Here is a 26,400-nt window from a genome sequence, read left to right as displayed (position 1 = left end):
GAAGCGCGTCCCTCCCCCGCAGAGGGGGAGGGCAGAACCGGCTCGATCAGGCCCGGTGCTGAACCGCCTCGTGCCCATGCGGGTGAGCCTCGTCAGCCTCCGCGCCCCGCGTGCGCCACAGGCTGTAGACGATGCCCGCGATCAGGAACACGACGGTGACCGCGAGGGAGACCCACGGCGGTACGTGGACGAGGTCGAAGGTGTCGGCGACAACGATCTTGCCCCCGATGAAGATGAGGATGAAGGCGAGCGCCGTCTTGAGGTAGGCGAAGCGGTCCACCATCGCGGCGAGCGCGAAGTAGAGCGCGCGCAGGCCGAGGATCGCGAAGATGTTCGAGGTATAGACCACGAAGGTGTCGGTGGTGATGGCGAAGATCGCCGGCACGCTGTCGACGGCGAAGATCACGTCGGCGCCGTTCACGAGGATGAGCGCCAGCGCCAGGGGCGTCAGCCAGAGGGCGGTCTTGCCGGTCTTCGGATCGGGCTTGCGCACCATGAAACGCTGCCCGTGCAGTTCGGGCGTGATGCGCAGGACGCGCTGCAGGAACCGGACGGCCCGGTTCTCGCGGATATCGCCCGGCTCCTCGTCCTTCGAGAGCAGCATCTTGAGGCCGGCGAAGATCAGGAAGGCGGCGAAGATCGACAGCACCCAGGCGGCCTGATGCACGAGGGCCGCACCGAGGCCGATCATCAGGCCGCGCAGCAGCACGGCGGCGAGGATGCCCCAGACCAGGACCCGGTGCTGGGCGGCGCGGGGAATGCCCAGCGCCGTGAGGATGACGGCGATGACGAAGACGTTGTCCATCGACAGCGACTTCTCGACGACGAGGCCGGCGACGTATTCCTGGCCCGCCTGCGGTCCGAGGTACCACCAGACCCAGCCGCCGAAGATCATCCCCAGGGTGAAGTAGAACAGCGTCAGGAGCAGGCTCTCCTTCACGCCGATCTCATGGTTCTTGTCGCGGTGCAGAAGTCCGAGATCGAAGGCCAGCAACCCGGCTACCAGGGTGTGGAACCCGAGCCACATCCACACGGGCTTGCCGAGCCAATCGTAATACAGAAAATCAACCATGAGGCAGGACCGTCGATGCTTCTTGAGGAGAGAAAGCATCGGCTCCGACATCACGGAACGCATCATGCAGCATCCCGCCAGAGGGGCCCGCAGCCGATGAGGCGCAGTTGGGACTCTGAACGGGGCGAATCAAGGGCGCCGGGCCGTTGCGCTTGACAGGGCCGGCCCTCGGCGGCTTCCCAGGATGCATGACGGACAGCGAACGCAATGGCCGCGGGACCCACGGTCCCGCCGTGATCGGCGGCGGCCCCGCCGGCCTCGCGGCCGCGGAGGTGCTGGCGCGGGCCGGCCAAGCCGTGTCGCTCTACGACCGGATGCCGAGCGTGGGGCGCAAATTCCTCATCGCCGGGCGCGGCGGTCTCAACCTCACGCATTCCGAACCCCTGCCGGCCTTCCTGGCGCGCTACCAGCCGGAAGGTGGAACGCTCGCCGAGGCCATCGCGGCGTTTCCACCCCCGGCCCTGCGCGCCTGGTGCGACGAGCTCGGCCAGCCGACCTTCGTCGGGTCGAGCGGCCGCGTCTTCCCCGAGGCCTTCAAGGCGTCGCCCCTCCTGCGGGCCTGGCTCCACCGCCTCGACGGCCTGGGCGTCCGCATCCGCACCCGCCACCGCTTCACCGGCTGGTCGGACGAGGGCGGCCCGGTCTTCGAGGCCCCGGAGGGGCGGGTCGAGACCGCCCACCGCCCGGTGCTCCTGGCACTGGGGGGCGCGAGCTGGCCGCGCCTCGGCTCCGACGGGAGCTGGGTGCCCCTGCTGGCGCGGGAGGGCATCGCGGTGGCGCCGCTCAAGCCCGCCAATGTCGGGTTCACCGTGGCGTGGTCACCGGTCTTCGCCGAGCGCTTCGCCGGCGCGCCCCTCAAGCGGATCGCCCTCAGCCTCGACGGCGTCCGCGTGCGCGGCGAAGCGGTGATCAGCGCGGACGGGATCGAGGGCGGAGCGATCTACGCCCTCGCGCATCGGATCCGCGCCGCCACCGAGCGCGGCGCGGCCCGGCTGGAGGTCGATCTGCGGCCCGATGTCGACGGGGCCGCGCTGGTACGGGCTCTTCGTGACCCGAAGCCCGGTCTGTCGCTGGCCAACCGCCTGCGCAAGGCCGCGGCGCTGACGCCCGTGGGGATCGGCCTGCTGCGCGAGGCGGCGCATCCGCTGCCGAGCGCCGCCGAAGCCCTGGCGGCCCTGATCAAGGCGGTGCCGCTCCGTCTCCTGGCCCCGCGGGGTCTCGACCGAGCGATCTCGACCGCGGGCGGGGTCCGCTTCGACGAACTCGACGCCGCGCACATGCTGGTTCGGCGGCCCGGCACCTTCGTGGCGGGGGAGATGCTGGACTGGGAGGCTCCGACGGGGGGCTACCTGCTCCAGGGCGCCTTCGCCTCGGGGCGGGCGGCGGCGGCGGGCATGCTGGCCTGGATGGAGGGGTCGCCGCCCCATCAACCCGCTGCTCGATGAACCCGCTGACCTATGAAAAAGGCTCCCTCTCGGAGAGAGGGAGCCTGATGGTCTCGCGCGGACCTTGCGGGCCGCGCGGCGCCGGGTCTCAGCGGCAGTACACGTCGCCGTAGGCGTCGCGGTAGGTGCCGTAGGGGCAGCGCGGCGCGGTGGAGGCGCCGACGATGGCGCCGCTGGCGCCGCCGATGGCGGCACCCGCGAGGGCTCCGCCGGCGCGGCCGGTGGCGGCTCCGCCGATGGCGGCACCCGCGAGCGCGCCGAGGCCGGCGCCGCCGAGAGCGCGGTCCTGCGGCGTGTTGCAGGCGCCGACCGAGAGGGCGAGGGCACCCGCGAGGGTGGCGGCGATGAGCTTCTTCATGGTTCCGAGACTCCCTTGTGCGTCGTAGCCGGCCTTCGGCCGTGATCTTCGTGCCGCCCGAGCTTAAGCATTCCGCGCGGGAAATGCACGCCGAACGGCCAAGGTTCCGTCCCGCCTTTCCGTTTCCTCGAAAAACCCTCTAGTGATGCGGCCATCAGGACCCATCGGGGCGGCGCCGGCCGCCCGATCCGCCGCGAGGAATCCATGCAGCGCGCCACCGCCATCGTCCGCAAGGTCGCCGTCCGCGCCGATGCGATCGTCGACACGATCGTTCTCGACCATGCCGCCCGTCAGGCCCCGCCGGAGAGCCTGACGGGGGAGGGCGGCGTGAGCCTGTCCCTCGCGCTCGGCAAGGCCGTTGCCCTGGAGGACGGCGACGCCCTGCGCCTGGAAGACGGCCGCCTCGTCGCCATCCGGGCCGCCGGGGAGCCGCTCCTCGAGGTACGGGCCGAAAACCCGGCCCGGCTGCTGCGGCTCGCCTGGCAGCTCGGCGGCAGCCACGTGCCGGCCGAGATCGCCGCCGACGTCCTCTACGTGCCCCGCAGCGCCGCCGAGCTCGTCCGCGGCCAGGGCTGCGCCGCCAGCCCGGTGACCCGGGCCTTCAAGCCGGAGCGCGCGGCCCACGACCACAGCCAGTGCGGCCACGATCACCACGATCACGGGCACGACCATGCGGATCACGACCGCCACGCACACGACCATGCGGGCCACGATCACGGGCATTCCCATGCGGGACATGACCATGGACACGCCCACGGGCACGACCATGCCCACGATCACGGCGCGCACGGCCACGTGCACGGCCCGGACTGCAAGCACGACCACTGAGCGCAGCGGCCCCGCGTTGAAGCCGGTGGCGCGGACGGTTATGTCCGCCCGATGATCGCCCGCGACCTCCGCTTCTCCATCGCGCCCATGATGGACTGGACCGACCGTTACTGTCGGGCCTTCCACCGCACCCTGTCGCGGCGCGCCCGGCTCTATACCGAGATGGTCACCACCGGGGCGGTCATCCACGGCCCCCGCGACCGCCTCCTCGGCTTCTCCGCCATGGAGCACCCGGTGGCGGTGCAGCTCGGCGGCTCGAACCCGGTCGACCTCGCCGAGGCCGCGCGGATCGCCGAGGGCTTCGGCTACGACGAGGTCAATCTCAACGTCGGCTGCCCCTCCGACCGCGTGCAGGACGGACGCTTCGGTGCCTGCCTGATGCGCGAGCCCGCCTTGGTGGCCACCTGCGTGGCCGCCCTGAAGGCGGCGGTGTCGGTCCCCGTCACGGTGAAATGCCGCATCGGCGTCGACGATCAGGACACCGAGCAGGCCCTCGACGCCCTCGCGCAGGACGTGGTCGCGGCCGGCGTCGACGGCCTCGTGGTGCATGCCCGCAAGGCCTGGCTCCAGGGGCTTTCACCCAAGGAGAACCGCGACGTGCCGCCCCTCGACTATCCGCGGGTGGCGCGGCTGAAGCGGGCCTATCCGGCCCTGCCCATCGCCATCAACGGCGGCATCGCCACCATCGCGGACGCCGCGGCCCATCTGGCGGACGTCGACGGCGTGATGATCGGCCGGGCCGCCTACAGCGATCCGGCGATCCTCCTCGCGGTCGATCCCGTCCTGTTCGACGAGCCCGCCCCGGCCGCCGACCCCTTCGCGGCCCTGGAGGCCTTCGAGCCGGTGCTGGCCGGCTTCCTGCAGGAGGACGTGCGCCTGCACGCGGTGACCCGGCACATGCTCGGCCTGTTCAATGGCCGCCCGGGTGCGCGCGCCTATCGCCGGCACCTCTCGACCCATGGCCTCGAGCCGGAGGCCGGAATCGCGACCCTGCGCGAGGCGGCGGATCTGGTGGCCCAGGCCGAGCGCCGGATGAACGCGGCCGAGGCGAGCGCGGCCTGAAGGCGCCGCCGCGTGGTCCGGGCCGCGCCTAACCCGGCGACCGACATTCTATCAGTATCCGGCAAAGCAACTCCGTCGTCGTTGCTTGAATGCAACGGGAAGGCGTCCAAGATAGTGTGACTGGATTATGAATGGGCGGCCGCTTCTGTTTGCCCCCATGCCTGCCACGGCGGCTCCCCGACGATTCGTGCGGGAGGGCCAGGCTCGGGGGCAGAGATGCGGTTTCATCCAGGTGTTTCCCTTTCCGGCGTATCCATCGCGGCCATCGTCGCAGCCACCCTCGGCGCGACCGGCGCACGCGCCCAGTCGGCGCAGAACATCACGGCGACGGGACTGGTCTCCGGCCTGAGCGTTCTCCCCAACTCGGCCGCCGGCATCGCCGATCTCAATGCCAACCTCGCCACCGCCCTGGCGATCAACAACGGTGCGACGCCGGAGCAGCAGCTCCGGGCGACCATGGACAACACGATCACCAGTTCCAACGGCGTCGTCGTGGCCGACGCCCTGGGTTCGCGTCTCGGCGCCCTCTACAGGGCTGCGAGCCCCACCAGCGCGGTCAATCCGGGGCCGACCACCTTCATCCCGACCACCGAGACCTCGTTCTCGCCGAACGTGCTGCAACTGATCCGTCAGGCGAACGCCGTCTCCGGCAGCGACTCGGCCTTCGCCAAGAACTACCTCGCCAACGGAACCGTCACGGGATCGCCGGCGACCTTCATCGGCGCCCAGAACCTTCCGGCGGGCGGCGTCTTCGGAGCCTACGACCGGATCTACGATCCGCCGGCCGGCGCCAACACGGTCGGCAATGCCCGGCCGGCCCAGGCCCGCCCCGACCGGACGGCGTCCTTCACCCAGCCTAACTTCTTCGGAGTGCCGGCGAACAACACGACGGACATCGTGCCGACCCTGCGCGGCAACGCCGCCTATCCGAGCGGCCACACCACCTTCGGGCAGACCACCGCGATCCTGCTCGCCCAGCTCGTCCCCGAACGCTTCCAGGAGGCCGTGGCGCGCGGCTCCGAGTACGGCAACAGCCGCGTCGTGCTCGGCGCCCATTATCCCATGGACGTCATCGCGGGCCGCATCCTGGCGACCTACGATCTCGTCCAGCTCCTCAACAACAATCCGCAATATCTGAACTACGCCGTGCCGGGATCGCTGACCACGACGAGCGACTTCCAGGCGCTCTTCAACGCCGCGCGCACGGACCTGACCGGCCTCCTCACCAGCCAATGCGGCACGACCGTCGCAGCCTGCGCCGCATCGGGCACGCCGGATCGCTTCGCCGACAAGGCCCGGACCAAGGCCGACTACACCTACCGGCTGACCTACGGCTTCGCGCCGGTGGGGCCGACCGATCTCGCTCCCGTCGTGCCCGTGGGCGCCGAGGTGCTGCTCGCGACCCGCTTCCCCTATCTCACAGCCGCGCAGCGCCGCGACGTCCTCGCCACCACCGAGATCGCCTCCGGCCAGCCCCTGGACAACGGCTCGGGCTACGCACGCCTGAACCTCTATGCCGCCGCCGACGGCTACGGCGCCTTCAATGGCCCCGTGACGGTGACGATGGACGCCTCCAAGGGCGGGTTCTCGGCCCTGGACAGCTTCAACAACGACATCGGCGGCACGGGCTCGCTGACCAAGGCCGGCACCGGCACGCTGGTGCTCACGGGCACGAACACCTACGCGGGCGGCACCACCATCGCGGGCGGCACGCTCGTCGCCTCGGCCGCCGGCCTGGGCTCGGGCGCCATCGTCGACAATGCCAGCCTGATCCTCAACCAGACCGGTGACGCCACGCTGGCCAATGCCGTCGCCGGCACCGGGCTCCTGACCAAGGCCGGCGCGGGCAGCCTCAACCTCACCGGCACCAGCAGCTTCAGCGGCGCCACCGGCGTGGCGCAGGGCCGTCTCGCCGTGAACGGCAGCCTCGCCGGCTCGGTGGTGACGGTCGGCACCGGTGCCAGCCTCGGCGGCACCGGCACCGTGGGCGGTCTGGTGGCGCAGTCCGGCGCCGTGGTGGCGCCGGGCAATTCCATCGGCACCCTGAACGTCGCGGGCAATGCCGGCTTTGCTCCGGGCGCGACCTTCCTGGTCGAGACCAACGCCGCCGGGCAGGCCGATCGCCTGGCGGTGACCGGCACCGCAACCCTCTCCGGCGGCACCGTCCAGGTCCAGGCTGCGGCCGGCACCTATGATCCGCGCACCGCCTACGCCATCCTCACCGCGAATGGCGGCGTGCAGGGCCAATTCGCCAGCGTCACCGCCAACTTCGCCTTCCTCACCCCCACCCTGCGCTACGCCCCCGGCGCGGTCGACCTGACGCTCACGCGCAACGACATCGCCTTCTCGAGCATCGCCCAGACCCGCAACCAGTCCGGCGTCGCCGACGCCATCCAGGCCGCCGGGGCCGGCGGCGCCCTCTACGGGCGCACCGTCGGGCTGACCACGCCCGAGGCGCGCGCCGCGTTCGGCGCGCTCACCGGCGACATTCACGCCAGCGCGGCGAGCGCCCAGTTCGAGACCGCCTACTTCGTGCGCGAGGCCATCCTCGACCGCCTGCGCCGGGGCGCCAGCCCGGGCGTGGCCGAGTTCGCGGATTACGGCACCCTGCCGGCGGCCTACACCGCCGACCTGCCGGGCCGGGCCGTCCCCGTGGCGCCGGTACCAGTGCGCGTCCTCGACCCGCGGGTGTTCGGTCTCTGGGGCCAGGGCTTCGGCAGCTTCGGCGAGGCGCGCAGCGACGGCAACGCCGCCGGCCTGTCGCGTCAGACCTCCGGCTTCGTGCTCGGGGCGGATGTCCGGCTGGAGGCGGGCTTCCGACTGGGCGTCGCCGGCGGCTACACCGTCACCAGCCTCGACAGCACCGGGCGGCTCTCCTCCGGCACGATCGAGAGCGGTTTCGGCGGTATCTACGGCGGCTTCGAACAGGGACCCGTGGCCCTGCGCCTCGGCGCGGTCTACGCCGACCAGTCGAGCCGCCTGCGCCGGGCCGTGACCTTCGCCGGCTTCTCCGACAGCGACACGGCCCGCTACGGCGGCTCCACCGTGCAGGGCTTCGGCGAACTCGGCTACCGGTTCGTCCTCGGCGCGGTGCAGCCCGGGCCGATCACCAAGGGCGATCGGCCGACGGCTCCGGTCCAGCCGGCCTATCTCGAGCCCTTCGTGGGCGGCGCCTACGTGTCGATCGGGCGCGACCGCTTCGCCGAGACGGGCGGCGTGGCGGCGCTGACGGGAGCGGCGCAGACCACCGAGGTGGCGACCTCCACGGTCGGCCTGCGCGGGCAGGCCAGCCTCGACCTGGGGGCCGCGGCGCCGGTCTCGCTGCACGGGCTGGTGGGCTACCGCCGGGCCTACGGCGACGTGATGCCCAAGGCCCTCCTGAGCTTCGGCACCGGCTCGACTTTCCTCGTCGCGGGCACTCCGATCAGCCGGGACGCGCTGGTGGCCGAGGCCGGGCTCGACGTGCGGGTGGCGCGCGACACCACTTTGGGTTTCGCCTATACCGGCCAGGTCGGCGAGCGCGCCCAGGACCATGCGGTCAAGGGCAACTTCACCTATCGGTTCTGAACCGGTCCGACGCGCGAAGGTCTCCACGACGCCGTCCTCCGGGGCGGCGTCTCGCGTTTCGGGGCCGGGATCTCAGCGGTCGCGCAGGACGAGCTGGTCGCCGCGGACCTCGAAGGAGGCGAGGCGGTCGAGGAAGCTCATGCCCAGGAGATTCTCGCGGAGGGCTCCCGGCCGGCTCACCAGGGCCGGCACCCGCCGCTCGACGATGCCGCCGACCCGCAGGCTGTCGAGGAAGGCCGGAGCCGCCACGGTGACGCCGTTGGCGGTCGAGACCCGGACGCTGAACTCGGATTCCGCCGGGCGGATGCCCAGGGACGCCGCGCTCTCGGCGGTGAGGACCACGGAGCTGGCGCCGGTGTCGAACTGAAAGCCCTGGGGCCGGCCGTTCACCTCGGCCCGGACGTGAAAATCGCCGTCGGCGCGCCGGGTGATCGTCACCGTTCCGTTCGCATCCGTGACCGCGCTGCCGGGCCGTACCGCCCCGAGCATCCGGTCGCCGATGATCCGGGCCTCGTTGCGGTAGGCGTAGCCGGCGACCAGGGCGGCACCGAGGGCACCCCAGACCACCAGGGCCATCAGGTTCGCGCTCATCCGGCCGCGGAACTGGTGCCAGAACCCGGCGGCCACCACGGCGAGCAGGCCCGCGCTCACGGCGAGCTGCGCGAACTGATCCGGCTCCATCCCGGCGATGCGCTGGGTATCGTCGGACAGGAGCAGCACCGCCAGGGCGCCGCCGAGAATGATCAGCCCGCCGAGAATCATGGGGCCGCCGCGCGCACGACTCGCGCCGGAAAGGCCTTGCGCAGGCGTGTCTCCAGCGTGGCCATCACCGCTCGGCGCTGTGGCTCCGACATCGAGCCCCACAGGGCGATCTCGTCGCGGGTCCGGCCGCAGCCCTCGCACAGGCCCGTCGCGCCGTCGAGCATGCAGAGCTTCGTGCAGGGGCTGGAGGGTTTGGGGCGGGGCTGAATCATCGTCCCTGTCCATGCCAGGGCCATGGCGTCCGGATCAAGTCCGGTCGCCGCTCAGCCGGGGATGGCTGCGAGGAGGCCGACGAGGGCGGCGATCTCGGCTGCCTGTTGCGCGGCCCCGACGACGTCGCCGGTCTGCCCACCGATCATCCGTCGCGCCAGGGCGGTGACCGCGAGGGCCGCACCGAGGCCCAGCCCGAGCATCAGGAGGAGACCGGGGAGCGGGAGACCGAACAGGACGGTCGACGCGGCGCCGGCGAGCGTCAGGGCAGCGGCAATGGCCAGAGTCTGCCTGCTCGGGCGGCCGACGGCGGCGCCGGCCCCGCCCGGACGGGCAGGGGGCAGCAGCGCCAGGGGGGCCAGGGCGGCACTGCGCGAAAGCGCGGCGGCGAGGAGCAGGGCCGGAGCCGCCAGGATCTCGACCCGGTCGAGGAGCGTCGCCAAAGCACCGATCCGCAGGGCCAGGGACAGCATCAGGGCGACGCCGCCATAGGCGCCGATGCGGCTGTCGCGCATGATCTCCAGGCGCCGGGCCGGCGTGGTCCCGCCGCCGAAACCGTCGGCGACGTCGGCGAGGCCGTCCTCGTGCAAGGCTCCCGTCACCAGGACGCCCGCCGTCACCGCGAGGCCGGCGGCCAGGAAGGGCCCGAGGCCGAGGCCCCAGGCGCCGAGCAGCACCGCCGCACCGGGCAGGCCGAGGAGGAAGCCCGCCAGGGGCAGCATCCGCGGGAGGGTGCGGAAGTCCGGAACCGCATGCGGGTCGCCTTCGCCGGGCAGCGGCGGCACGGGCAGGCGGGAATAGAAACGCAGGCAGCCCGCGAGGTCGTAGGCCAGGCGGGCGCCCGGAAAGGCGGCTTCGGCCTCCTCGTTCATCGCGACCCTGCCTTACCTTCACCACCCGTGCCCGGATCGTTATAGCTCCCGCGACGGGCGGCCCGCCATCCTGGCGCCGGGCCGGCCACCGGAATTGCTTCATGACGACCGAGCCGACTGCCACCGAGACGCCGTTCAGCGACATCCGCCGCCTCGTCGAGTCCCTGCCGGGTCCGGACCGGGACGCGGTGGCGATGGTGGCCGAGCGCGACGCCACCCTGACGAAGCCGGCGGGCTCGCTCGGCCGTCTGGAGCACCTCGTCTCCTGGCTCGCCGCCTGGCAGGGCAAGGGCCAGCCGACCCTCGACCGGCCCCTCGTCTGCGTCTTCGCCGGCAGCCACGGCGTCGTCGCCCACGGCGTCTCGGCCTTCCCGGCGGAGGTGAACCGCCAGATGCTCGACAACTTCGCGGCCGGCGGCGGTGCGATCAACCAGATCTGCGCCGCCTACGGCCTCGGCTTCAAGGTGTTCGATCTGGCCATCGACATGCCCACGGGCGACATCACCACCGGGGCCGCCTTCGACGAGAAGGCCTGCGTCGCCACCATGGCGTTCGGCATGGAGGCGGTGGCCGCCGGCACCGACTGCCTGGCGCTGGGCGAGATGGGCATCGGCAACACCACCGTCGCGGCGGCGATCTACGCGGCGCTCTACGGGAGCGAGGCGGCGCACTGGGTCGGGCGCGGCACGGGGGTCGACGCCGCGGGACTCGCCCGCAAGGTTGCGGCCGTCGAGGCGGCCCTGGCGCACCATGCGGGCCATCTCGACGATCCCCTGGAGATCCTGGCGCGCCTCGGCGGCCGCGAGATCGCCGCCATGGCGGGGGCGATCCTGGCGGCCCGGCTGCAGCGCGTGCCGGTCGTCCTCGACGGCTACGTGGCGACGGCGGCCGCCGCCATCCTGCACCGTCTCGACCCGACGCTCCTCGATCACTGCCTCGCCGGGCACGTCTCGGCGGAGGGCGCGCATGCGGACGTGCTGGAGCGTCTTGGCCTCGTTCCGCTGCTGGCCCTCGGAATGCGTCTCGGTGAAGCCTCCGGCGCGGCTCTGGCCCTCGGGCTCCTCAAGGGGGCGCTCGCCTGCCACCGGGACATGGCGACCTTCGCTCAGGCCCGGGTCTCGGAACGCAGCGCCGGCTGAGGCCCTCAGGCGGCGCGGGCGCGCTTCTCGGCGGGCGCGGCCTGGGCCTCGCCCGGCACTTCCAGCGCCGGCAGGGTCTCCATCACGCGGCTTGCGGGGAAGATCACCACGACCTCGGTGCCCTCGCGCGGCTTCGACTTCAGCTGGAAGTTGCCGCCGTGCAGGTCGACCAGGCCCTTCACGATGGGCAGGCCGAGGCCCGAGCCCTGTTCGGCCGTCTTGATCGCCAGCGAGCCGCGCCCGAAGGACGACATCACGGTGCCGATCTCGTCCTCGGGAATGCCGGGGCCGCTGTCCTTGACGCTGACGTACTGGCCGCCCGACGAGGTCCAGCCGACCTTGATGGTGATCTCGCCGCCCGGCGGGGTGAACTTCACGGCGTTCGACAGAAGGTTCAGAACGATCTGGCGCAGGGCCCGCTCGTCGGCCCAGAGCCGGGGCAGGCTTCCGTCGATGAACTCGTGGATCACCTGGTTCTTGCCGCGGGCGCGCAGGCCCATCATGTGGCGGCACTCCTCGACGGCATGGCCGAGCTGGATCGCCTCCTCGTTGAGCTCGTAGCGCCCCGCCTCGATGCGCGAGAGGTCGAGGATCTCGTTGATCAGGTTGAGGAGATGCATCCCGCTGTCGTGGATGTCGGAGGCGTATTCCTTGTACGATGGAGCGACGTGGGCGCCGAACACCTCGTTCTTCATCACCTCGGAGAAGCCCAGGATCGCGTTGAGCGGCGTGCGCAGCTCGTGGCTCATGGTGGCGAGGAAGCGGGACTTGGCTAGGTTGGCTTCCTCGGCGCGCCGACGGGCCTCGTCGGAATTCGCCTTGGCCTGCTCGAGCTCGCCGAAGATCGAGTCCTTCTCCGCATGGGATTGCAGCGCCTCGACCGTGGAGGCGTAGACGCGACGTCCGAGGCCGAGGAAGAACAGCTGCGCGCCGACCACCATGGTGACCAGCATCATCGTGTTCATGTCCTGGGACACGGCGAGGAGCGACAGGGCGGCGATACAGAGGGGCACCAGGGCGGCGCCGGCGGCGGCCGGCAGGGTCGCGGCGAGCATCGTCGCCATGGCCGCCACGATGACGAGGCCGAACAGCACGAAGGTGCGCGCGCCCGAGCCGCCGACCAGCACCATCATCGCCCAGGCGGTGCTCTGGAGAAACTCCGAGGCCATGAAGATGCGGCGCCAGCTGCGCACCGAGACCGCGCCCGGGTCCTGCGCCAGGAACCGGCGCGTGAGGAGTTTGGCGACGGTGACGGTCGCCAGGAGGCAGAGGCCCCAGGCCGCAGCGATGGCCGTCGGCGTCCAGATCGCCGCGATGCCGGCGACCGCCAGGCCGAGAAGGGCCAGGGGAATGACCGCGCCCGAGCGATACTGCGCGTAGACCCGGATGAGCTCGTAGTCGAAGGCGCGTTCCAGCCCGCTCGTCGAGGTGAGCCTCTCCCGGGCCGAACGCATGTCGCGCGCAACTTCCCGCCGGCGGGCCGCCTCCTGGGCGGACGGGCCACGGCCGCGCTGAATCATCTCGGCAGTCAGGTCGGTCATCACCGTCTTGAGGAGTCGGAGGAGGCGTCGCGGTCGAGATCGGGACCGCCGAGAGGCCGGGATACAACCACGTCGAGACTGCGCCGGATTTGTTAAGAAGCGCCTGCCGGAACCGGGCAGATTGTCCGAATCCGAGTCGTGCGGCCCGACCGTGAACAGGAATTCGCGGGGTTCCGAGAAGGCACCGCCTCGCGGTGTGCGGATGGAACCCGGTCCGCCAGGGTGTGATTCCGCACATGGTTACGTATCGGCAACGATTAGCGTCGTTCCAAACTGCGATCGGGAGGCCGGGATGCTGAAACTCACCGTCAACGGGGTCTCCCACGAGGTCGATGCGGACCCGGACATGCCGCTCCTCTGGGCCTTGCGCGACCACCTCGACAAGACCGGCACCAAATATGGCTGCGGCATCGCCCAGTGCGGCGCCTGCACGGTCCATCTCGACGGTCAGCCCGTCCGCGCCTGCCAGACCCGCATCGGGGATATCGGCACGGCCAAGATCACCACCATCGAGGGTGTCTCCGGCAAGGTCGCCGAGGCGGTGCGCACGGCCTGGCGCGGCCTCGACGTCGTCCAGTGCGGCTACTGCCAGTCCGGCCAGATCATGTCTGCGATCGGGCTCCTGTCCGAGAACCCGAAGCCGACCGATGCCGACATCGACGGCGCCATGGACGGCAACGTCTGCCGCTGCGGCACCTACCAGCGCATCCGCGCGGCGATCCACGAGGCGGCGCGAACCCTCGCCTGAGCCCCGGCCCGTCTCGCCAACGAAACCCGTCGTTTTCCGAATCGCGCGTCTGCACTGGAGCCACCCATGCTGAAGGTCCGTCAGGCCACCCCGCCCGTGCCATCCCGCCGCGCCTTCCTGGGCGGCGCCACCGTGGCCGCCGGGGCGCTCGTCGTCGGCTTCACCCTCGATCCGGCGAAGTTCGCCCAGGCCGCCGCCGGCCCCGACCTCTCGGGCCTGCCGCCGATGCCGAACGCCTTCGTGCGGATCGCCGCCGACGACACCGTGACGGTGGTGATCAAGCACCTCGACATGGGCCAGGGCAACACCACCGGCCTCGCCACCATCCTGGCCGACGAACTCGACGCGGACTGGGCCACCATCCGCACGACCTTCGCGCCGGCCGATGCCACGCTCTACAACAACTTTGCTTTCGGCCCCGTCCAGGGCACCGGCGGCTCCACCGCCATCGCCAATTCCTGGGTCCAGCTGCGCAAGGCCGGCGCGGCGGCCCGCGCCATGCTGGTGGCGGCGGCGGCCGAGCGGTGGAAGGTTCCGGCCTCCGAGATCACGGTCGAATCCGGGACGGTGCGCCATGCGGCTTCGAACCGACAGGCCCGCTTCGGCGAACTGGCCGAAGCCGCCGCCGCCCAGCCGGTGCCGAAGGAGCCGCGCCTCAAGGAGGCGAGCGCGTTCACCCTCATCGGCAAGAAGGGGCCGCGCGTCGATTCGGTGTCCAAGACCGACGGTACGGCGATCTACTCCCTCGACATTCGCCGCCCCGGTCAGCTGACGGCGGTGGTGGCCCATTCGCCGCGCTTTGGAGGCACCGTGAGACAGGTCGACGACACGGCTGCCCGCGCGGTGGCCGGTGTGGTCGACGTGGTGACGATCCCCACCGGCGTCGCCGTCCTCGCCAAGGATACGTGGTCGGCCATAAAGGGCCGGGACGCGCTCAAGGTCACCTGGGACGACAGCGCGGCCGAGACGCGCTCGTCCGACGCGATCCTGGCCGATCACCGGAAGCGCCTCGAGACGCCGGGCCTCGTCGCCGCCAAGAAGGGTGATGCCGCCGGCGCGATCGCCGGCTCTGCCAAGGTGCTGGAGGCCGAGTTCACCTTTCCCTATCTCGCCCACGCGGCGATGGAGCCCCTCAACGCCACCATCGAGAAGGCCTCGGACGGCACCTACGACGTCTTCGCCGGCTGCCAGCTGCAGACGATCGAGCAGGCGGTCGTGGCCGCCAATCTCGGGGTGACGACGGACAAGGTCCGGCTGCACACGCAGTGGGCCGGCGGCTCATTCGGACGGCGCGCGACGCCGAGCGCCGACTACTTCGCCGAGACCGCTTCCATCGTCCGCGCGACCGGCGGCAAGGCCCCGGTCCACCTCGTCTGGACCCGCGAGGACGACATGGCCGGCGGCTTCTACCGGCCGATGGTGGTTCATCGCCTGCGCGCCGGCCTCGACGCCAAGGGCGGGATCACCGGCTGGGAACACCGGACCATCGGCAAGTCGATCATGATCGGCACCGCCTTCGAGACCATGATCGTGAAGGACGGCATCGACGCGACCACCGTGGAGGGCGCCTCCGACACGCCCTACGCGCTGCCCGCCTACCGCTTCGAGGTCCACAATGCCCGCGAGGGCGTGCCGGTGCTGTGGTGGCGCTCGGTCGGCCACACCCACACCGCCCAGGCGATGGAGGTGTTCATCGACGAGCTCGCCCACGCGGCCGGCGCCGATCCGGTCGCTTATCGCCTCGGGCTGCTGGGGGGCGCCCCGCGCCTCTCCGCCACCCTGAAGCTCGCCGCCGAGAAAGCCGGCTGGGATCCGAAGAAGGTCGCCGACAAGAATCGTGGCCTCGGCGTCGCGGCGCACGAATCCTTCGGCTCCTACGTCGCCATGGTGGCGGACGTGACGGCCGAGGACGCCAAGGTGAAGGTGAACCGCATCGTGGCGGCCGTGGATGTCGGCGTCGCGGTCAACCCCGACGTGATCCGCGCCCAGGTCGAGGGCGCCGTGGGCTTCGCCCTGTCCTCGGTCCTGCGCAACAAGATCACGCTCAAGGACGGCGTGGTGCAGGAGAAGAACTTCGACGCCTACGAGCCGACCCGCATGAGCGAGATGCCGGTGGTCGAAGTCCACATCGTGCCCTCCACCGCCGCGCCCACCGGCATCGGCGAGCCCGGTGTCCCGGTGATCGCCCCGGCGATCTCGAACGCGATCTTCGCCGCCACCGGCCAGCGCCTGCGCTCGCTGCCCCTCGACCTCAGCGGCCTCAAGGGCGCCTGAGACGGAGCGACGACAGGGCCCCTCGTCCGCGGAGGCGCCGCCGCCTATCTCGGAGGGCATCATGCTCTCCGAGATCAAACCGGCCAAAACCCCCTTCGATGCCACCGTGGCGCGCTTACGCGCCTGCCGGATCTGCCGGGACGCGCCGCTCTACGGCGCGCCCCTTCCGCAGGAGCCGCGCCCCATCGTCCAGGGCCTCGGCTCGGCTCGGCTCTGCGTCGCGAGCCAGGCTCCCGGCAACCGGGCGGACAAGAGCGGCATCCCCTTCATGGACCCCTCGGGCACCCGCCTGCGGGACTGGCTCGGCCTCGACGAGGTGGCGTTCTACGATGCGAGCCGCCTCGCCATCGTGCCGATGGGGGCCTGCTTTCCCGGCTACGACGCAAAGGGGGGCGACAAGCCCCCGCGCCGCGAATGTGCCGAGCGCTGGCGAGCGGAGCTGTTCGCCGGATTGCCCGACCTCGAACTGATCCTGGTGATCGGGCAATACGCGCAGGCCTGGCACCTCGGCCGCTCCAAGGCCGGTCTCACCGACACCGTGCGGCGCTGGCGCGAGATCCTGGCGAGCCCCCGCACGCCGCGGGTGCTGCCGCTGCCCCATCCCTCCTGGCGCAACAGCGGCTGGCTCAAGGCCAATCCCTGGTACGAGGCCGAATTGCTGCCCGTCCTCAAGGCGGAGGTGACTCGGGCGATGGCGCCCCGTTGACAGGCGCGGTCCCGCGCGGGATCGCTCGCCGCGGAGACGGAGACATTCATGACCGAAATGCTGGACCCGCGCGACCGCCTGATCGTCGCCCTCGACGTGGCGACCGTGGACGAGGCCGAGCGCCTCGTCGACCGGATCGGCGATGCCGCGACCTTCTACAAGATCGGCTACCGCCTGGCCTATTCGGGCGGGCTCGCCCTGGTGCCGCGCCTGGCCGCCTCGGGTCGCAAGGTCTTCCTCGACCTCAAGCTTCACGACATCGGCAACACCGTGGAGGAGGGTGTGCGCGCGCTCACCGACCTCGGCGCCACCTTCCTCACCGTCCACGCCTATCCGCAGACCATGCGGGCGGCGATCCGGGGGCGGGGAGCGAACGGCCCGAAGATCCTCGCCGTGACGGTCCTGACCTCCTACGACGACACGGACGCGGCCGAGGCCGGCTATGCCCTGCCGGTGGTCGATCTCGTGGCCCGGCGCGCCGGCCAGGCGGCGGAGGCCGGCATCGACGGGATCGTCTGCAGCGCTGCCGAGGCACAGGCGGTGCGCGCCCGCATCGGGGCGGACCGTGCCATCGTCACCCCGGGCATCCGGCCGGCCGGCACCGAGGCGGGGGATCAGAAGCGGGTGATGACGCCCGGCGCGGCACGGCGGATCGGAATCGATCACGTCGTCGTCGGCCGCCCGATCACTCAGGCGGTGGACCCCCGCGCGGTGGCCCAGGGCATCGTCGCGGAGATGCGCTGAGGATCGTGCGCGTCAGCCCTTGCGGCGCAGGCCTCCGAGCAGGAAGTCGATCATCGCGCTGATGGGCGGAGCGCCCGCATCGGGGTAATGGCTGACCAGGACCGGGTGGCAGTACCGGATGACGCCGGTATGGATGCAGGCCGCCGCGATCGCCGGATCGGCGACCTCGAACTCGCCGGCATCGACGCCCTCCTGAACCAGCCGGCGCAGAACCGAGCCGATCGCGTCGACATGGGCGCGGCAGACGTCCCAGCTCTCGGTGATGGCCGCCTCGACCATCTCGTGAAGGCGGGGATTGGCTTCGCAGCGCTCGACGCAGGCCTGATGGATCACCGTGATAACGCCCGCGATGCGCTGGGCCGCGTTCCGGCCCGGCGCCGCGGCCGCGAGGGCCACCCGCTGCTCGGTGTCGGCCATCAGGCGCTGGATCACCGCCTCGTGGATCGCCTTCTTCGATTCGAAGAAACGATACACGTTGGCGGGACTCATCCGCAGGGTCTTGGCGATGTCGGCGACGGTGGTCTTCTGATAGCCGATCCGCCGAAAGGCCTCCTCCGCCGTCGCGAGGATGCGGCAGCGCGTGGTCGGGGCAGACTCTTCGGAAATTTCGCGGACGATGGCCGCTGCAGGGGTCATGGCGCTAAACTAGGCTGTTGCCACGCCGACGTCAAAGAAAGCGCCGTACCGTGCCGTTCGCTACCGGCGACATGCCGAAACGACACGAGACCCGACGCCTCGCAACGCCGAAAAAGATAGCACCCGATCCGGATCGAAAGAATTCAGGATCCGAATTGCGAGCCCAATTGCTCCAGGTACTCGGCCAGATCGACGCCGCCAATCCGCTTGCCGTAATCGAAGCGCATGCCCTGGCGAATGTCGACGCTGCTGTTCTTGGTCGTCAACGTGAACGGCTTCACGCAGATCCAGGCGCCGTCGCGCCGATGTTCGAAGAAGTTCAGGATCTCATGCTTGGCCATGGCGCGCTCCCGGCGGTCTCTGCAGACAACGGGCCGAGGCGGAAACGGTTGCGCTCCGACTTAACGAAGTTCGAGCTTGACCGTTAGACTTCATTGCCATTGCGCCGCACGCCGTGATGGTGCGGCGCAACTGTTCTTCTCTTGAGGGGATTGCCGCCAGGCACATGAACGTGGCCGCCGAAGGACCCTTGGTCCTCCGGCGGCGCGCATTCCGGTCGATCCGCGTTCAGGCGGCACTCTTCAGAGCGCCCGTGCTCTCGTGGAAATCCGGACCGTTGATCGTCCGGGTGACGTAGCCGTCGCGGATCAGGTAATCGCCGAACCGCTCGCCGGGCTGCTTGTTCCGGGCATAGACCGCGAAGAGCGGGTCGAGGATGGTCTTGATCTCCGGGGCGGTCACGTCCTCGGCGTAGAGCTTGCCGAGGCGCGAGCCGTCGAAGGCCGCACCCAGATAGAGGTGGTAGCGCTCGGGGCCGCGTCCGACGAAACCGATCTCGGCGATGAAGGGCCGGGCGCAGCCGTTGGGGCAGCCAGTCATCCGGATGGTGATCTCGTCGTCCTGCAGGCCGTGGGAGGCGAGGCTCGCCTCCAGCTCGTCCATCAGGCTCGGCAGGTAGCGCTCGCTCTCGGCCAGCGCCAGGCCACAGGTCGGCAGGGCGACGCAGGCCATGGAATTGCGGCGCAGCGCGCTCGCGCCCTTCATCATGCCGTACTGGTCGACCAGCGCCTCGATCTCGACGCGCTTCTCGGCCGGCACGTTGGCGATGATGACGTTCTGGTTTCCGGTCAGGCGGAAGTCGCCGTCGTGAATCTCGGCGATCCGGCGCAGGCCGGTCAGCAGCTGCGGGCCGTGCTCGTAGTCCTTGATCCGGCCCGAGGCGACGTAGAGCGTCAGGTGGTGGCGCCCGTCGTCGCCCTCGGTCCAGCCGTAGCGGTCGCCGTTGCCCGTGAAGGTGAAGGGCTTCGGATCGGCCAGCGGCTTGCCGACGCGCTTCTCGACCTCGGCCCGGAAGGCGGCCAGACCGTAGCGCTCGATGGTGTATTTCAGGCGGGCGTTCTTGCGGACCTTGCGGTTGCCCCAGTCGCGCTGGACCGTCATCACGGCCTCGGCCGCCTTCAGGGCGTCCTCGGGCTTCACGAAGCACATCACGTCCGCGGTGCGCGGGAAGGTGTCGGTCTCGCCGTGGGTCATGCCCATGCCGCCGCCGACCGTGACGTTCCAGCCCGTGACATTGCCCTTCTTGTCCAGGATGGCGATGAAGCCGAGGTCGTGGGCGAAGATGTCGACCTCGTTCGAGGGGGGCACCGCGACCACGGTCTTGAACTTCCGGGGCAGGTAGGTCTTGCCGTAGACCGGCTCGATCTCGGCCGCGTCCTCGCCGCCGACCACGCGCTCGCCGTCGAGCCAGATCTCGCGCCAGGCGCTGGTCTTGGGCAGGAGCGAATCCGAGATGTCCTTGGCGAGCTGATAGGCGGCCTTGTGAGCGCCGGTCTGGGCCGGGTTCGTCGCCGCCATCACGTTGCGGTTGACGTCGCCGCAGGCCGCGATGGTGTCCAGCAGCGTCGCGTCGATGGCCGCCATCGTGCGCTTGAGGTTCGACTTGATGACGCCGTGATACTGGAAGGTCTGGCGCGTGGTCGCCCGCAGGGCGCCGCCCGCATAGGTCGTGGCGATCTCGTCCAGCGCCAGCCACTGCTTAGGGGTGACGACGCCGCCGGCGATGCGCAGGCGGATCATGAAGCTGAAGGCTTTCTCGAGCTTTTTCTTGGTGCGCTCGGCCCGGATGTCGCGGTCGTCCTGCAGGTACATCCCGTGGAACTTCACGAGCTGTCCGTCATCCTCGGAGATGGCTCCGGTCGCGTGCTTCAGGAGGCCGTCCGCGAGGGTGCCGCGCAGGTAGCCGCTGGCGATCTTGATGTGTTCGTTCGCGGCGAGACCCGCCGCGCGCGCCGCTTCCGCGTCCGAGATCGGGCGGTCGGTGGGCGGGGTCTCGTAGGTGCGGGGAGTGGTCTTGTCGGCCATGGCGGGCATCCGGTTCGTTCGCGTGTTCGATGTGCCGTCGGGGCGTTCCCTCTCCCCTCTGCGGGGAGGGTGGCCCGCGTCGGCGGGTCGGGTGAGGGGAGCGCCATCTCCAAAAAGGGTTTCCCCTCTCCCGCCTCGCTCCGCGAGGCACCCTCCCCCGCAGAGGGGGGGGGGGTTCGGCGTTGCGTCCTAGTAGACGTCCTGCTGGTAGCGGTGCGCGCGCTCCAGGGCGGCGACGGCGGCCTCGGCGTCGGCGGGGCTGAGCGCCTTCACGTCCTGGAAGGCCTTCACCACGGCGCCCCGCACGTCCTTGGCCATCCGGGTGGCATCGCCGCAGACGTAGAAGCTGGCGCCGCCGTCGAGCCAGGCGACGACCTCCTTGGCATGCTGGGCGATCCGGTCCTGCACATAGATCTTCTCGGGCTGGTCGCGCGAGAAGGCCACGTCGATCTGCGTGAGCGACCCGTCCTCCAAGGCCTCCTGCCATTCGAGCTGGTACAGGAAGTCGTGCGTGAAGTGCCGGTCGCCGAAGAACAGCCACGAACGGCCGGGGGCCTCGACGGCGCGGCGCTCCTGCACGAAGGCGCGGAACGGCGCGACGCCGGTGCCGGGGCCGACCATGATGATGTCGGTGGCCGGGTCCTGCGGCAGGCGGAAGTGGCGGTTGGGCTTCAGCTTCACCCGCAGCTTGGCGCCGTTCCTGATGCGGTCGGCCACGTGGGTCGAGGCGACGCCGCTGCGCGCCCGGCCATGGGTCTCGTAGCGCACCGCCGCGATCACGAGGTGGACCTCGTCGCCCACTTCCTTGCGCGAGGATGCGATGGAATAGGCCCGCGGCGGCAGGGGCCGGGTGATGGTGGTGAGGTGCTCGGCCGTGAGCGTCGCCGGATAGGCGGTGATGAGGTCGATGAGGTGGCGGCCATCGATCCAGGCGCGCAGCTCGCCGCCGTCGACCAGCGTCTGCGCCTCGGCGTGGCCCGTCGCCTTGACGAAGCGCTCGACCGTGGTGGCCGACAGGGTGGTGATGTCGCGCTCGGCCAGCAGCGCCTGGCGCAGGGCCGCGTCGCCGGACAGCCCGGTGGCGGTCAGGATCTCGTCCACCAGGGCCGGGTCGTTCTCCGGATAGATCTCCAGCGAATCGCCGGGCTCGTAGGCGGGCGCCCCGTCCTCGAATTCGAGGGCGAGGTGGATCGTCTCCTTGTCGGAGCGCGACGAATTCAGGTTGACGTGGTCGATGACCTCGACGACCCGGGGCTCGCGGCTGGGCTCGGCCTCCTCGTCCTCATCACCGGCGGCGCGGGCGGCGAAGTCCACCGCCACCACGTTGTCGGCGCTCGGCGGCGGAGCCAGGGCCTTGAGGGTGTCCTTGATCCAGGCGGCGGCCGGCGTCTCGAAATCGAGGTCGAGGTCGGCGCGTTCGTGGGCACGGGTGCCGCCCAGGGCTTCGAAGCGGGCGTCCAGTGCCTTCCCGATGGCGCAGAACTCCGCGTAGGAGGTGTCGCCCAGCGACAGCACGCCGAAGGTCACGCCATCGAGGCGCGGGGCGCCGTCGGCCATCAGCTCGTTGTAGGCGCGCACGGCCCGGGCCGGCGGCTCGCCCTCGCCCCAGGTCGCCGCGATGGCGACGATGCGCTTCTCCTTGGCGAGGCTGGCGATCTCGAGATCGGCGAAGTCGACGATCTTCGGCTTGAAGCCGTTCTTGCGGGCGAGCTTGGCCATGTCGCCGGCGAGCTTCTCGGAGTTCCCGGATTCGCTCGCGAACAGGATGGTCAGCGGCTCGGCCGCCTTCGGCGGCGCGGCCGGAACGGCGGCGGCCTGCGGGGCGCCGCTGGCGTCGAGGCCGGCGAGGAAGCCGGCGAGCCAGGCGCGCTGAATCGGGGAGGCCGCGCCGAGGACGGCGTCGAGGCTCGCGCGTTCGGTGTCGCCGAAGGGAGCCGTGCGGGGGATGATCGCGTGTCGTGCCATGTGGGAAGCCATGTCGTCCTGAGAGGCCGGCTGTCAACGGGGTTGTCCGTTTTACAGAACGACGTCACGGTAGAAGGAGCTGCCTGCGTGTGCAGTGCAAAAGAGAATTTTATTCCCCTGCGACCACCGACAGCGTCGGCGTGAAGCGTCCGCTGGCGGGTGGGGCCGGAAGGGGCAGGGCCGTGGTGGACTTGACCTTTTCCATCGCGAACCGGGAGGTCACGTTCTTGAGCGGCAAGGTCGCGATGAGGTGCTTATAGAACGTATCGTAGGCGCGCATATCGGCGACGACGACGCGGAGCATGTAATCCACGTCGCCGGCCATGCGATAGAACTCGAGGACCTCCGGCATCGCCGAGACGGTCTCGGCAAAGCGTTCCAGCCACTCGCGCGAGTGATCCGCCGTCTCGATGGAGACGAATACGGTGAGCCCGAGGCCGAGTTTCACCGGGTCGAGAACGGCCACGCGCCGGTCGATGACGCCGTCGGCCTCTAGGCGCTGGATGCGCTTCCAGCACGGCGTCTGCGACAGGCCGACCTTCTCGCCGATGGTGGCGATGGACAGGGTGGCGTCGTGCTGCAGCAGCGCCAGGATCTTCAGGTCGATCGAATCCAAGCTGGCCTCGCGGGTTCGTGAGCCGGGCCGACGTGCGGGGGAGCACGTTGCGGCGGCCGGCCAAATGGAATTTTCTTCGCCGGGCAACGGAAATCAGTCCATGCCCGTTGCGGCAAGACGGTGTTCGCGGATGGGGAATGCCCCGCGCGGATGGCCGCCATGCCTTGACAGCGTTCGTTATAGCGAACATTTCAGGGCGCAGACAAGTCACTTCGCAAAGTCTCCCATGACCTCTCAACTGGATAAGGCGGCGCGGGACCTGGCCTCCGCAATGGCCGGCCTCGACCTCAAGGGTCGCATCGCGCGCATCGAGGCGACCGTACCGGGTCGCCTGGTCTTCACCACCAGCCTCGGCATCGAGGATCAGGCGCTCACCCACGCGGTGGCGATGCACAAGGGCCGCACCGAGATCGTCACCCTCGATACGGGCCGCCTCTACCCCGAGACCTACGACACCTGGACGGAGACCGAATCCGCCTACGGCATCCGAATCCGCGCCTATGCGCCCGAGCGCGAGGCCGAGGAGCGCTTCGTGGTCGAGTCCGGCATTAACGGGTTCCGTCATTCGGTCGCCGCGCGCCAGGCCTGCTGCGGCTTCCGCAAGGTCGAGCCGCTGGGACGCGCCCTCGCGGGGGCCGCCGGCTGGCTCACGGGCCTGCGGGCCGGGCAGTCGGCCAACCGCGCCGACACGCCGCTGGCCGAGGCCGACGAAGCGCGCGGGCTGATCAAGATCAACCCGCTGGCCGACTGGTCCCGCGCCGACGTCGAGCGCTTCGTCCTTGAGAACTACGTTCCCTACAACGTGCTGCACGACCGCGGCTTTCCGTCGATCGGCTGCGCGCCCTGCACCCGGGCGATCCGGGTGGGCGAGGACGAGCGCGCCGGCCGCTGGTGGTGGGAGCAGGCCTCCAAGAAGGAATGCGGCCTGCACGTCCAGACCTCGGACCTGCACGCGCCGGACGGGAACGTCGCGCCCGGCCGGGAAGCTGCCGCCTTCGAAACGACCCAACACGCCAACACCCTGGAGATGGCCCGATGAGCGCCGCCCCCCTCACCACCCACGCGGCGAGCCGGTCCGAGCGGCTCACCCACCTTCAGCGCCTGGAAGCCGAGAGCATCCACATCATGCGGGAGACGGTCGCCGAGACCGAGAACCCGGTGATGCTCTATTCCATCGGCAAGGATTCGTCGGTGCTGCTGCACCTGGCGCTGAAGGCCTTCGCGCCGGGGCGCCTGCCGTTCCCGCTCATGCACATCGACACCACCTGGAAGTTCAAGGAGATGATCGCCTTCCGCGATCGGCGCGCGAAGGAGCTCGGCCTCGACCTCATCGTGCACACCAACCAGGACGGGCTCGCCCGCGGCATCGGTCCGGTGAGCCACGGCTCGGAAGTGCACACCGACGTCATGAAGACCCAGGCGCTGCGCCAGGCCCTCGACAAGCACAAGTTCGACGCGGCCTTCGGCGGCGCCCGGCGCGACGAGGAGGCGAGCCGAGCCAAGGAGCGCATCGTCTCCCTGCGCACGGCGCAGCACCGCTGGGATCCGAAGCGCCAGCGCGCCGAACCCTGGCACCTCTACAACATGAAGAAGAAGCGCGGTGAGTCGCTCCGCGTGTTCCCGCTCTCGAATTGGACCGAACTCGACGTCTGGCTCTACATCGAGCAGGAGCAGATCCCGATCGTGCCGCTCTACTTCGCCAAGCCGCGTCCGGTGGTGGAGCGCGACGGCCAGCTCATCATGGTCGACGACGACCGCTTCCCGCTGAACCCGGGCGAGACGCCGAAGGAGGTGACGGTCAGATTCCGGACGCTTGGCGACTATCCCCTGACCGGGGCCGTCGAGAGCGACGCCGCGACCCTGCCGGAGATCATCGGCGAGACGCTGGCCGCCCGAACCTCGGAGCGACAGGGCCGGGTCATCGACAAGGACGGCGCGGGCGCCATGGAGCGCAAGAAGCAGGAGGGCTACTTCTAAGATGACGATCCATCAGTCACCCGAGACCTTCGGCTACGACGCCTTCCTGTCCGCGCACCAGAACAAGGAGGTCCTGCGTTTCATCACCTGCGGCTCCGTCGACGACGGCAAGTCGACGCTAATCGGCCGCCTGCTGCACGACACCAAGCAGATCTTCGACGATCAGGTGACGGCGCTGCAGCGCGACTCGCGCAAGCACGGGACGCAGGGCGCCGAGATCGATCTGGCGCTCCTCGTCGACGGCCTCCAGGCCGAGCGCGAGCAGGGCATCACCATCGACGTCGCCTATCGCTTCTTCTCCACGGACAAGCGCTCCTTCATCGTCGCCGACACCCCCGGCCACGAGCAGTACACCCGCAACATGGCCACGGGCGCCTCCACGGCTGACGTGGCGGTGATCCTGGTGGATGCCCGCCAGGGCCTGACCCGGCAGACCCGGCGGCACGCGCTCCTCGTCTCGCTGCTGGGCATCAAGCGCGTGGCCCTCGCGGTGAACAAGATGGATCTCGTCGGCTGGTCCGAGACCCGCTTCGAGGAGCTGCTGGCCGCGTTCAAGGACTTCGCCGCGCCCCTCGGCTTCACCGAGGTCCGGGCGATCCCGCTCTCGGCCAAGAACGGCGACAACGTCGTGCTGCCGGGCGCCGCGGCGCCCTGGTACACCGGCACGCCGCTGTTGCAGTATCTCGAAGAGGTCCCGGTCCGCGTCGAGGAGCAGGCCGCCCCGTTCCGCATGGCGGTGCAGTGGGTCAACCGGCCGAACTCGGATTTCCGGGGCTTTTCCGGACTTGTCGCCAGCGGCCGCGTGGCCCCCGGCGACGCCGTGATCGTCGAGCCCTCGGGCCGGACCTCCAAGATCGCCCGGATCTTCACCGCCGACGGCGACCTCGCTCATGCGGTGGAGGGCCAGTCGGTCACCCTGGTGCTGGCCGACGAGATCGACGCCTCACGCGGCTCGGTGATCGTCACCGCCGATGCCCCGATGCGGGTGACGGACAGCCTGGACGCCCGCCTGTTCTGGGCGGCCGAGACCGAATTGCTGCCCGGCGCCACTCTGCTCGCCAAGATCGGGACCGTGACGGTGAACGCCGTCGTGTCCACGATCCGGACCCGGATCGATCCCGAGACCGGCAATCCCGAGCCGGCCGCGCGCCTCACCGCCAACGACATCGCCGACGTCACCCTGACCCTCGACCGGGCGGTTGCGGTGGATGCCTACACGCGGAACCGCGACACCGGCGGCTTCATCCTGATCGATCGCGAGACCACCGACACGGCGGCCCTCGGCCTGATCCAGGCCGATGCCGCGGCGGCCGCGGTCAAGGACGAGCCCGCGGAGGTGCGCGAGAAGCGCTCCGGCGGCGGTTTCCTGTCGAAGCTGCGCTGGGTCTTTGGCGGGATCTGACGATTCCGGACCCGGCCGGACGGGGCCGGGCGAGACCACCATCGACGGCCTGGCCGCCGCGGCTTCCCTGGAGCCGCGGCGGTTTGCGTTCGCCGCAAGCCGTTGCCGGGTC

General features: G+C 70.5%; 23 protein-coding genes. 12 read left to right on the top strand and 11 right to left on the bottom strand.

The genetic code is table 11. The annotated features are described in order from the left end of the window. Positions 1-46: 46 nt before the first annotated feature. The gene (locus ACLBWX_RS00330) at positions 47-1,072 is read right to left on the bottom strand and encodes a TerC family protein (RefSeq protein ID WP_447675427.1); all 1,026 of its coding nucleotides are present in this window, start codon (positions 1,070-1,072) and stop codon (positions 47-49) included. Positions 1,073-1,260: 188 nt separating this feature from the next. On the opposite strand from ACLBWX_RS00330, the gene ACLBWX_RS00325 reads away from it, so the two are divergent. Then, complete coding sequence (locus tag ACLBWX_RS00325; RefSeq protein WP_447675107.1) at positions 1,261-2,517, top strand: TIGR03862 family flavoprotein; 1,257 nt, start codon at positions 1,261-1,263, stop codon at positions 2,515-2,517. Positions 2,518-2,605: 88 nt separating this feature from the next. Here the strand turns inward: ACLBWX_RS00325 and ACLBWX_RS00320 are convergent, their stop codons facing one another. Continuing rightward, entirely contained in the window at positions 2,606-2,875 is a 270-nt protein-coding gene (locus tag ACLBWX_RS00320; protein ID WP_056477283.1) for a hypothetical protein, read from the bottom strand. Between the two features lie 204 nt (positions 2,876-3,079). Between ACLBWX_RS00320 and ACLBWX_RS00315 the strand changes: the two genes are divergently transcribed. The 3 genes from ACLBWX_RS00315 to ACLBWX_RS00305 all read left to right on the top strand — a co-directional run bounded on the left by ACLBWX_RS00315 (position 3,080) and on the right by ACLBWX_RS00305 (position 8,332). Then, positions 3,080-3,703 carry an urease accessory protein UreE gene (locus tag ACLBWX_RS00315; protein WP_447675106.1) on the top strand — a complete coding sequence of 208 codons (624 nt, stop codon included), beginning with the start codon at positions 3,080-3,082 and terminating at the stop codon, positions 3,701-3,703. Between the two features lie 51 nt (positions 3,704-3,754). Next, complete coding sequence (gene dusA, locus ACLBWX_RS00310) at positions 3,755-4,765, top strand: tRNA dihydrouridine(20/20a) synthase DusA (protein ID WP_447675105.1); 1,011 nt, start codon at positions 3,755-3,757, stop codon at positions 4,763-4,765. A 216-nt stretch (positions 4,766-4,981) separates the two neighbouring features. After that, on the top strand, positions 4,982-8,332 hold the full coding sequence (locus ACLBWX_RS00305) for an autotransporter domain-containing protein (RefSeq protein WP_447675104.1): 3,351 nt from the start codon (positions 4,982-4,984) through the stop codon (positions 8,330-8,332). Between the two features lie 72 nt (positions 8,333-8,404). Here ACLBWX_RS00305 and ACLBWX_RS00300 read toward each other — a convergent pair whose 3' ends face one another. From ACLBWX_RS00300 to cobS, 3 genes are read right to left on the bottom strand one after another with little or no spacing between them, the layout of a single operon-like run. Further along, positions 8,405-9,094, bottom strand: coding sequence for a retropepsin-like aspartic protease family protein (locus ACLBWX_RS00300; RefSeq protein ID WP_447675103.1), 690 nt, complete (start codon positions 9,092-9,094; stop codon positions 8,405-8,407). Next, entirely contained in the window at positions 9,091-9,306 is a 216-nt protein-coding gene (locus ACLBWX_RS00295; protein WP_447675102.1) for a DUF1289 domain-containing protein, read from the bottom strand. The genes ACLBWX_RS00300 and ACLBWX_RS00295 overlap by 4 nt, the downstream gene beginning before the upstream one ends. A 51-nt stretch (positions 9,307-9,357) precedes the next feature. Then, positions 9,358-10,176 carry an adenosylcobinamide-GDP ribazoletransferase gene (gene cobS, locus ACLBWX_RS00290; protein ID WP_447675101.1) on the bottom strand — a complete coding sequence of 273 codons (819 nt, stop codon included), beginning with the start codon at positions 10,174-10,176 and terminating at the stop codon, positions 9,358-9,360. A 101-nt stretch (positions 10,177-10,277) separates the two neighbouring features. Between cobS and cobT the strand changes: the two genes are divergently transcribed. Next, positions 10,278-11,315: a nicotinate-nucleotide--dimethylbenzimidazole phosphoribosyltransferase gene (gene cobT / locus ACLBWX_RS00285; protein WP_447675100.1), complete on the top strand. Its 1,038-nt coding sequence runs from the start codon at positions 10,278-10,280 to the stop codon at positions 11,313-11,315. A gap of 5 nt (positions 11,316-11,320) precedes the next feature. Here cobT and ACLBWX_RS00280 read toward each other — a convergent pair whose 3' ends face one another. Next, positions 11,321-12,856, bottom strand: coding sequence for a sensor histidine kinase (locus ACLBWX_RS00280; protein ID WP_447675099.1), 1,536 nt, complete (start codon positions 12,854-12,856; stop codon positions 11,321-11,323). Between the two features lie 292 nt (positions 12,857-13,148). Here ACLBWX_RS00280 and ACLBWX_RS00275 point away from each other — a divergent pair, with 292 nt between their 5' ends. The 4 genes from ACLBWX_RS00275 (at position 13,149) to pyrF (ending at position 17,328) form a co-directional block, all read left to right on the top strand. Then, positions 13,149-13,604: a (2Fe-2S)-binding protein gene (locus ACLBWX_RS00275; RefSeq protein WP_447675098.1), complete on the top strand. Its 456-nt coding sequence runs from the start codon at positions 13,149-13,151 to the stop codon at positions 13,602-13,604. A gap of 66 nt (positions 13,605-13,670) precedes the next feature. Beyond that, complete coding sequence (locus ACLBWX_RS00270) at positions 13,671-15,878, top strand: molybdopterin cofactor-binding domain-containing protein (protein WP_447675097.1); 2,208 nt, start codon at positions 13,671-13,673, stop codon at positions 15,876-15,878. A 61-nt stretch (positions 15,879-15,939) separates the two neighbouring features. Then, positions 15,940-16,584 carry a uracil-DNA glycosylase family protein gene (locus ACLBWX_RS00265; RefSeq protein ID WP_447675096.1) on the top strand — a complete coding sequence of 215 codons (645 nt, stop codon included), beginning with the start codon at positions 15,940-15,942 and terminating at the stop codon, positions 16,582-16,584. A 48-nt stretch (positions 16,585-16,632) separates the two neighbouring features. After that, on the top strand, positions 16,633-17,328 hold the full coding sequence (pyrF, locus tag ACLBWX_RS00260; RefSeq protein WP_447675095.1) for an orotidine-5'-phosphate decarboxylase: 696 nt from the start codon (positions 16,633-16,635) through the stop codon (positions 17,326-17,328). Between the two features lie 12 nt (positions 17,329-17,340). Here the strand turns inward: pyrF and ACLBWX_RS00255 are convergent, their stop codons facing one another. The 5 genes from ACLBWX_RS00255 to ACLBWX_RS00235 form a co-directional block, all read right to left on the bottom strand. Beyond that, on the bottom strand, positions 17,341-17,964 hold the full coding sequence (locus ACLBWX_RS00255) for a TetR family transcriptional regulator (protein ID WP_447675094.1): 624 nt from the start codon (positions 17,962-17,964) through the stop codon (positions 17,341-17,343). 143 nt (positions 17,965-18,107) lie between these two features. Continuing rightward, positions 18,108-18,305: a hypothetical protein gene (locus ACLBWX_RS00250; RefSeq protein WP_447675093.1), complete on the bottom strand. Its 198-nt coding sequence runs from the start codon at positions 18,303-18,305 to the stop codon at positions 18,108-18,110. 226 nt (positions 18,306-18,531) lie between these two features. Next, the gene (locus tag ACLBWX_RS00245) at positions 18,532-20,337 is read right to left on the bottom strand and encodes an NADPH-dependent assimilatory sulfite reductase hemoprotein subunit (RefSeq protein WP_447675092.1); all 1,806 of its coding nucleotides are present in this window, start codon (positions 20,335-20,337) and stop codon (positions 18,532-18,534) included. A gap of 180 nt (positions 20,338-20,517) precedes the next feature. After that, on the bottom strand, positions 20,518-22,293 hold the full coding sequence (locus ACLBWX_RS00240; protein WP_447675091.1) for a diflavin oxidoreductase: 1,776 nt from the start codon (positions 22,291-22,293) through the stop codon (positions 20,518-20,520). A gap of 109 nt (positions 22,294-22,402) precedes the next feature. Continuing rightward, positions 22,403-22,909, bottom strand: coding sequence for an Lrp/AsnC family transcriptional regulator (locus tag ACLBWX_RS00235; protein ID WP_447675090.1), 507 nt, complete (start codon positions 22,907-22,909; stop codon positions 22,403-22,405). 226 nt (positions 22,910-23,135) lie between these two features. Here ACLBWX_RS00235 and ACLBWX_RS00230 point away from each other — a divergent pair, with 226 nt between their 5' ends. From ACLBWX_RS00230 to cysN, 3 genes are read left to right on the top strand one after another with little or no spacing between them, the layout of a single operon-like run. After that, on the top strand, positions 23,136-23,948 hold the full coding sequence (locus ACLBWX_RS00230; RefSeq protein WP_447675089.1) for a phosphoadenylyl-sulfate reductase: 813 nt from the start codon (positions 23,136-23,138) through the stop codon (positions 23,946-23,948). Next, positions 23,945-24,886 (top strand): sulfate adenylyltransferase subunit CysD, encoded by a 942-nt coding sequence (gene cysD / locus ACLBWX_RS00225; RefSeq protein WP_447675088.1) that lies wholly within the window; start codon positions 23,945-23,947, stop codon positions 24,884-24,886. Before ACLBWX_RS00230 ends, cysD begins: the two co-directional genes overlap by 4 nt. A gap of 1 nt (position 24,887) precedes the next feature. After that, positions 24,888-26,288: a sulfate adenylyltransferase subunit CysN gene (cysN, locus tag ACLBWX_RS00220; protein WP_447675087.1), complete on the top strand. Its 1,401-nt coding sequence runs from the start codon at positions 24,888-24,890 to the stop codon at positions 26,286-26,288. Positions 26,289-26,400 lie beyond the last annotated feature (112 nt).

Source organism: Methylobacterium sp. M6A4_1b, assembly GCF_053345175.1.
This window is presented reverse-complemented; position numbering and strand designations above follow the sequence as displayed.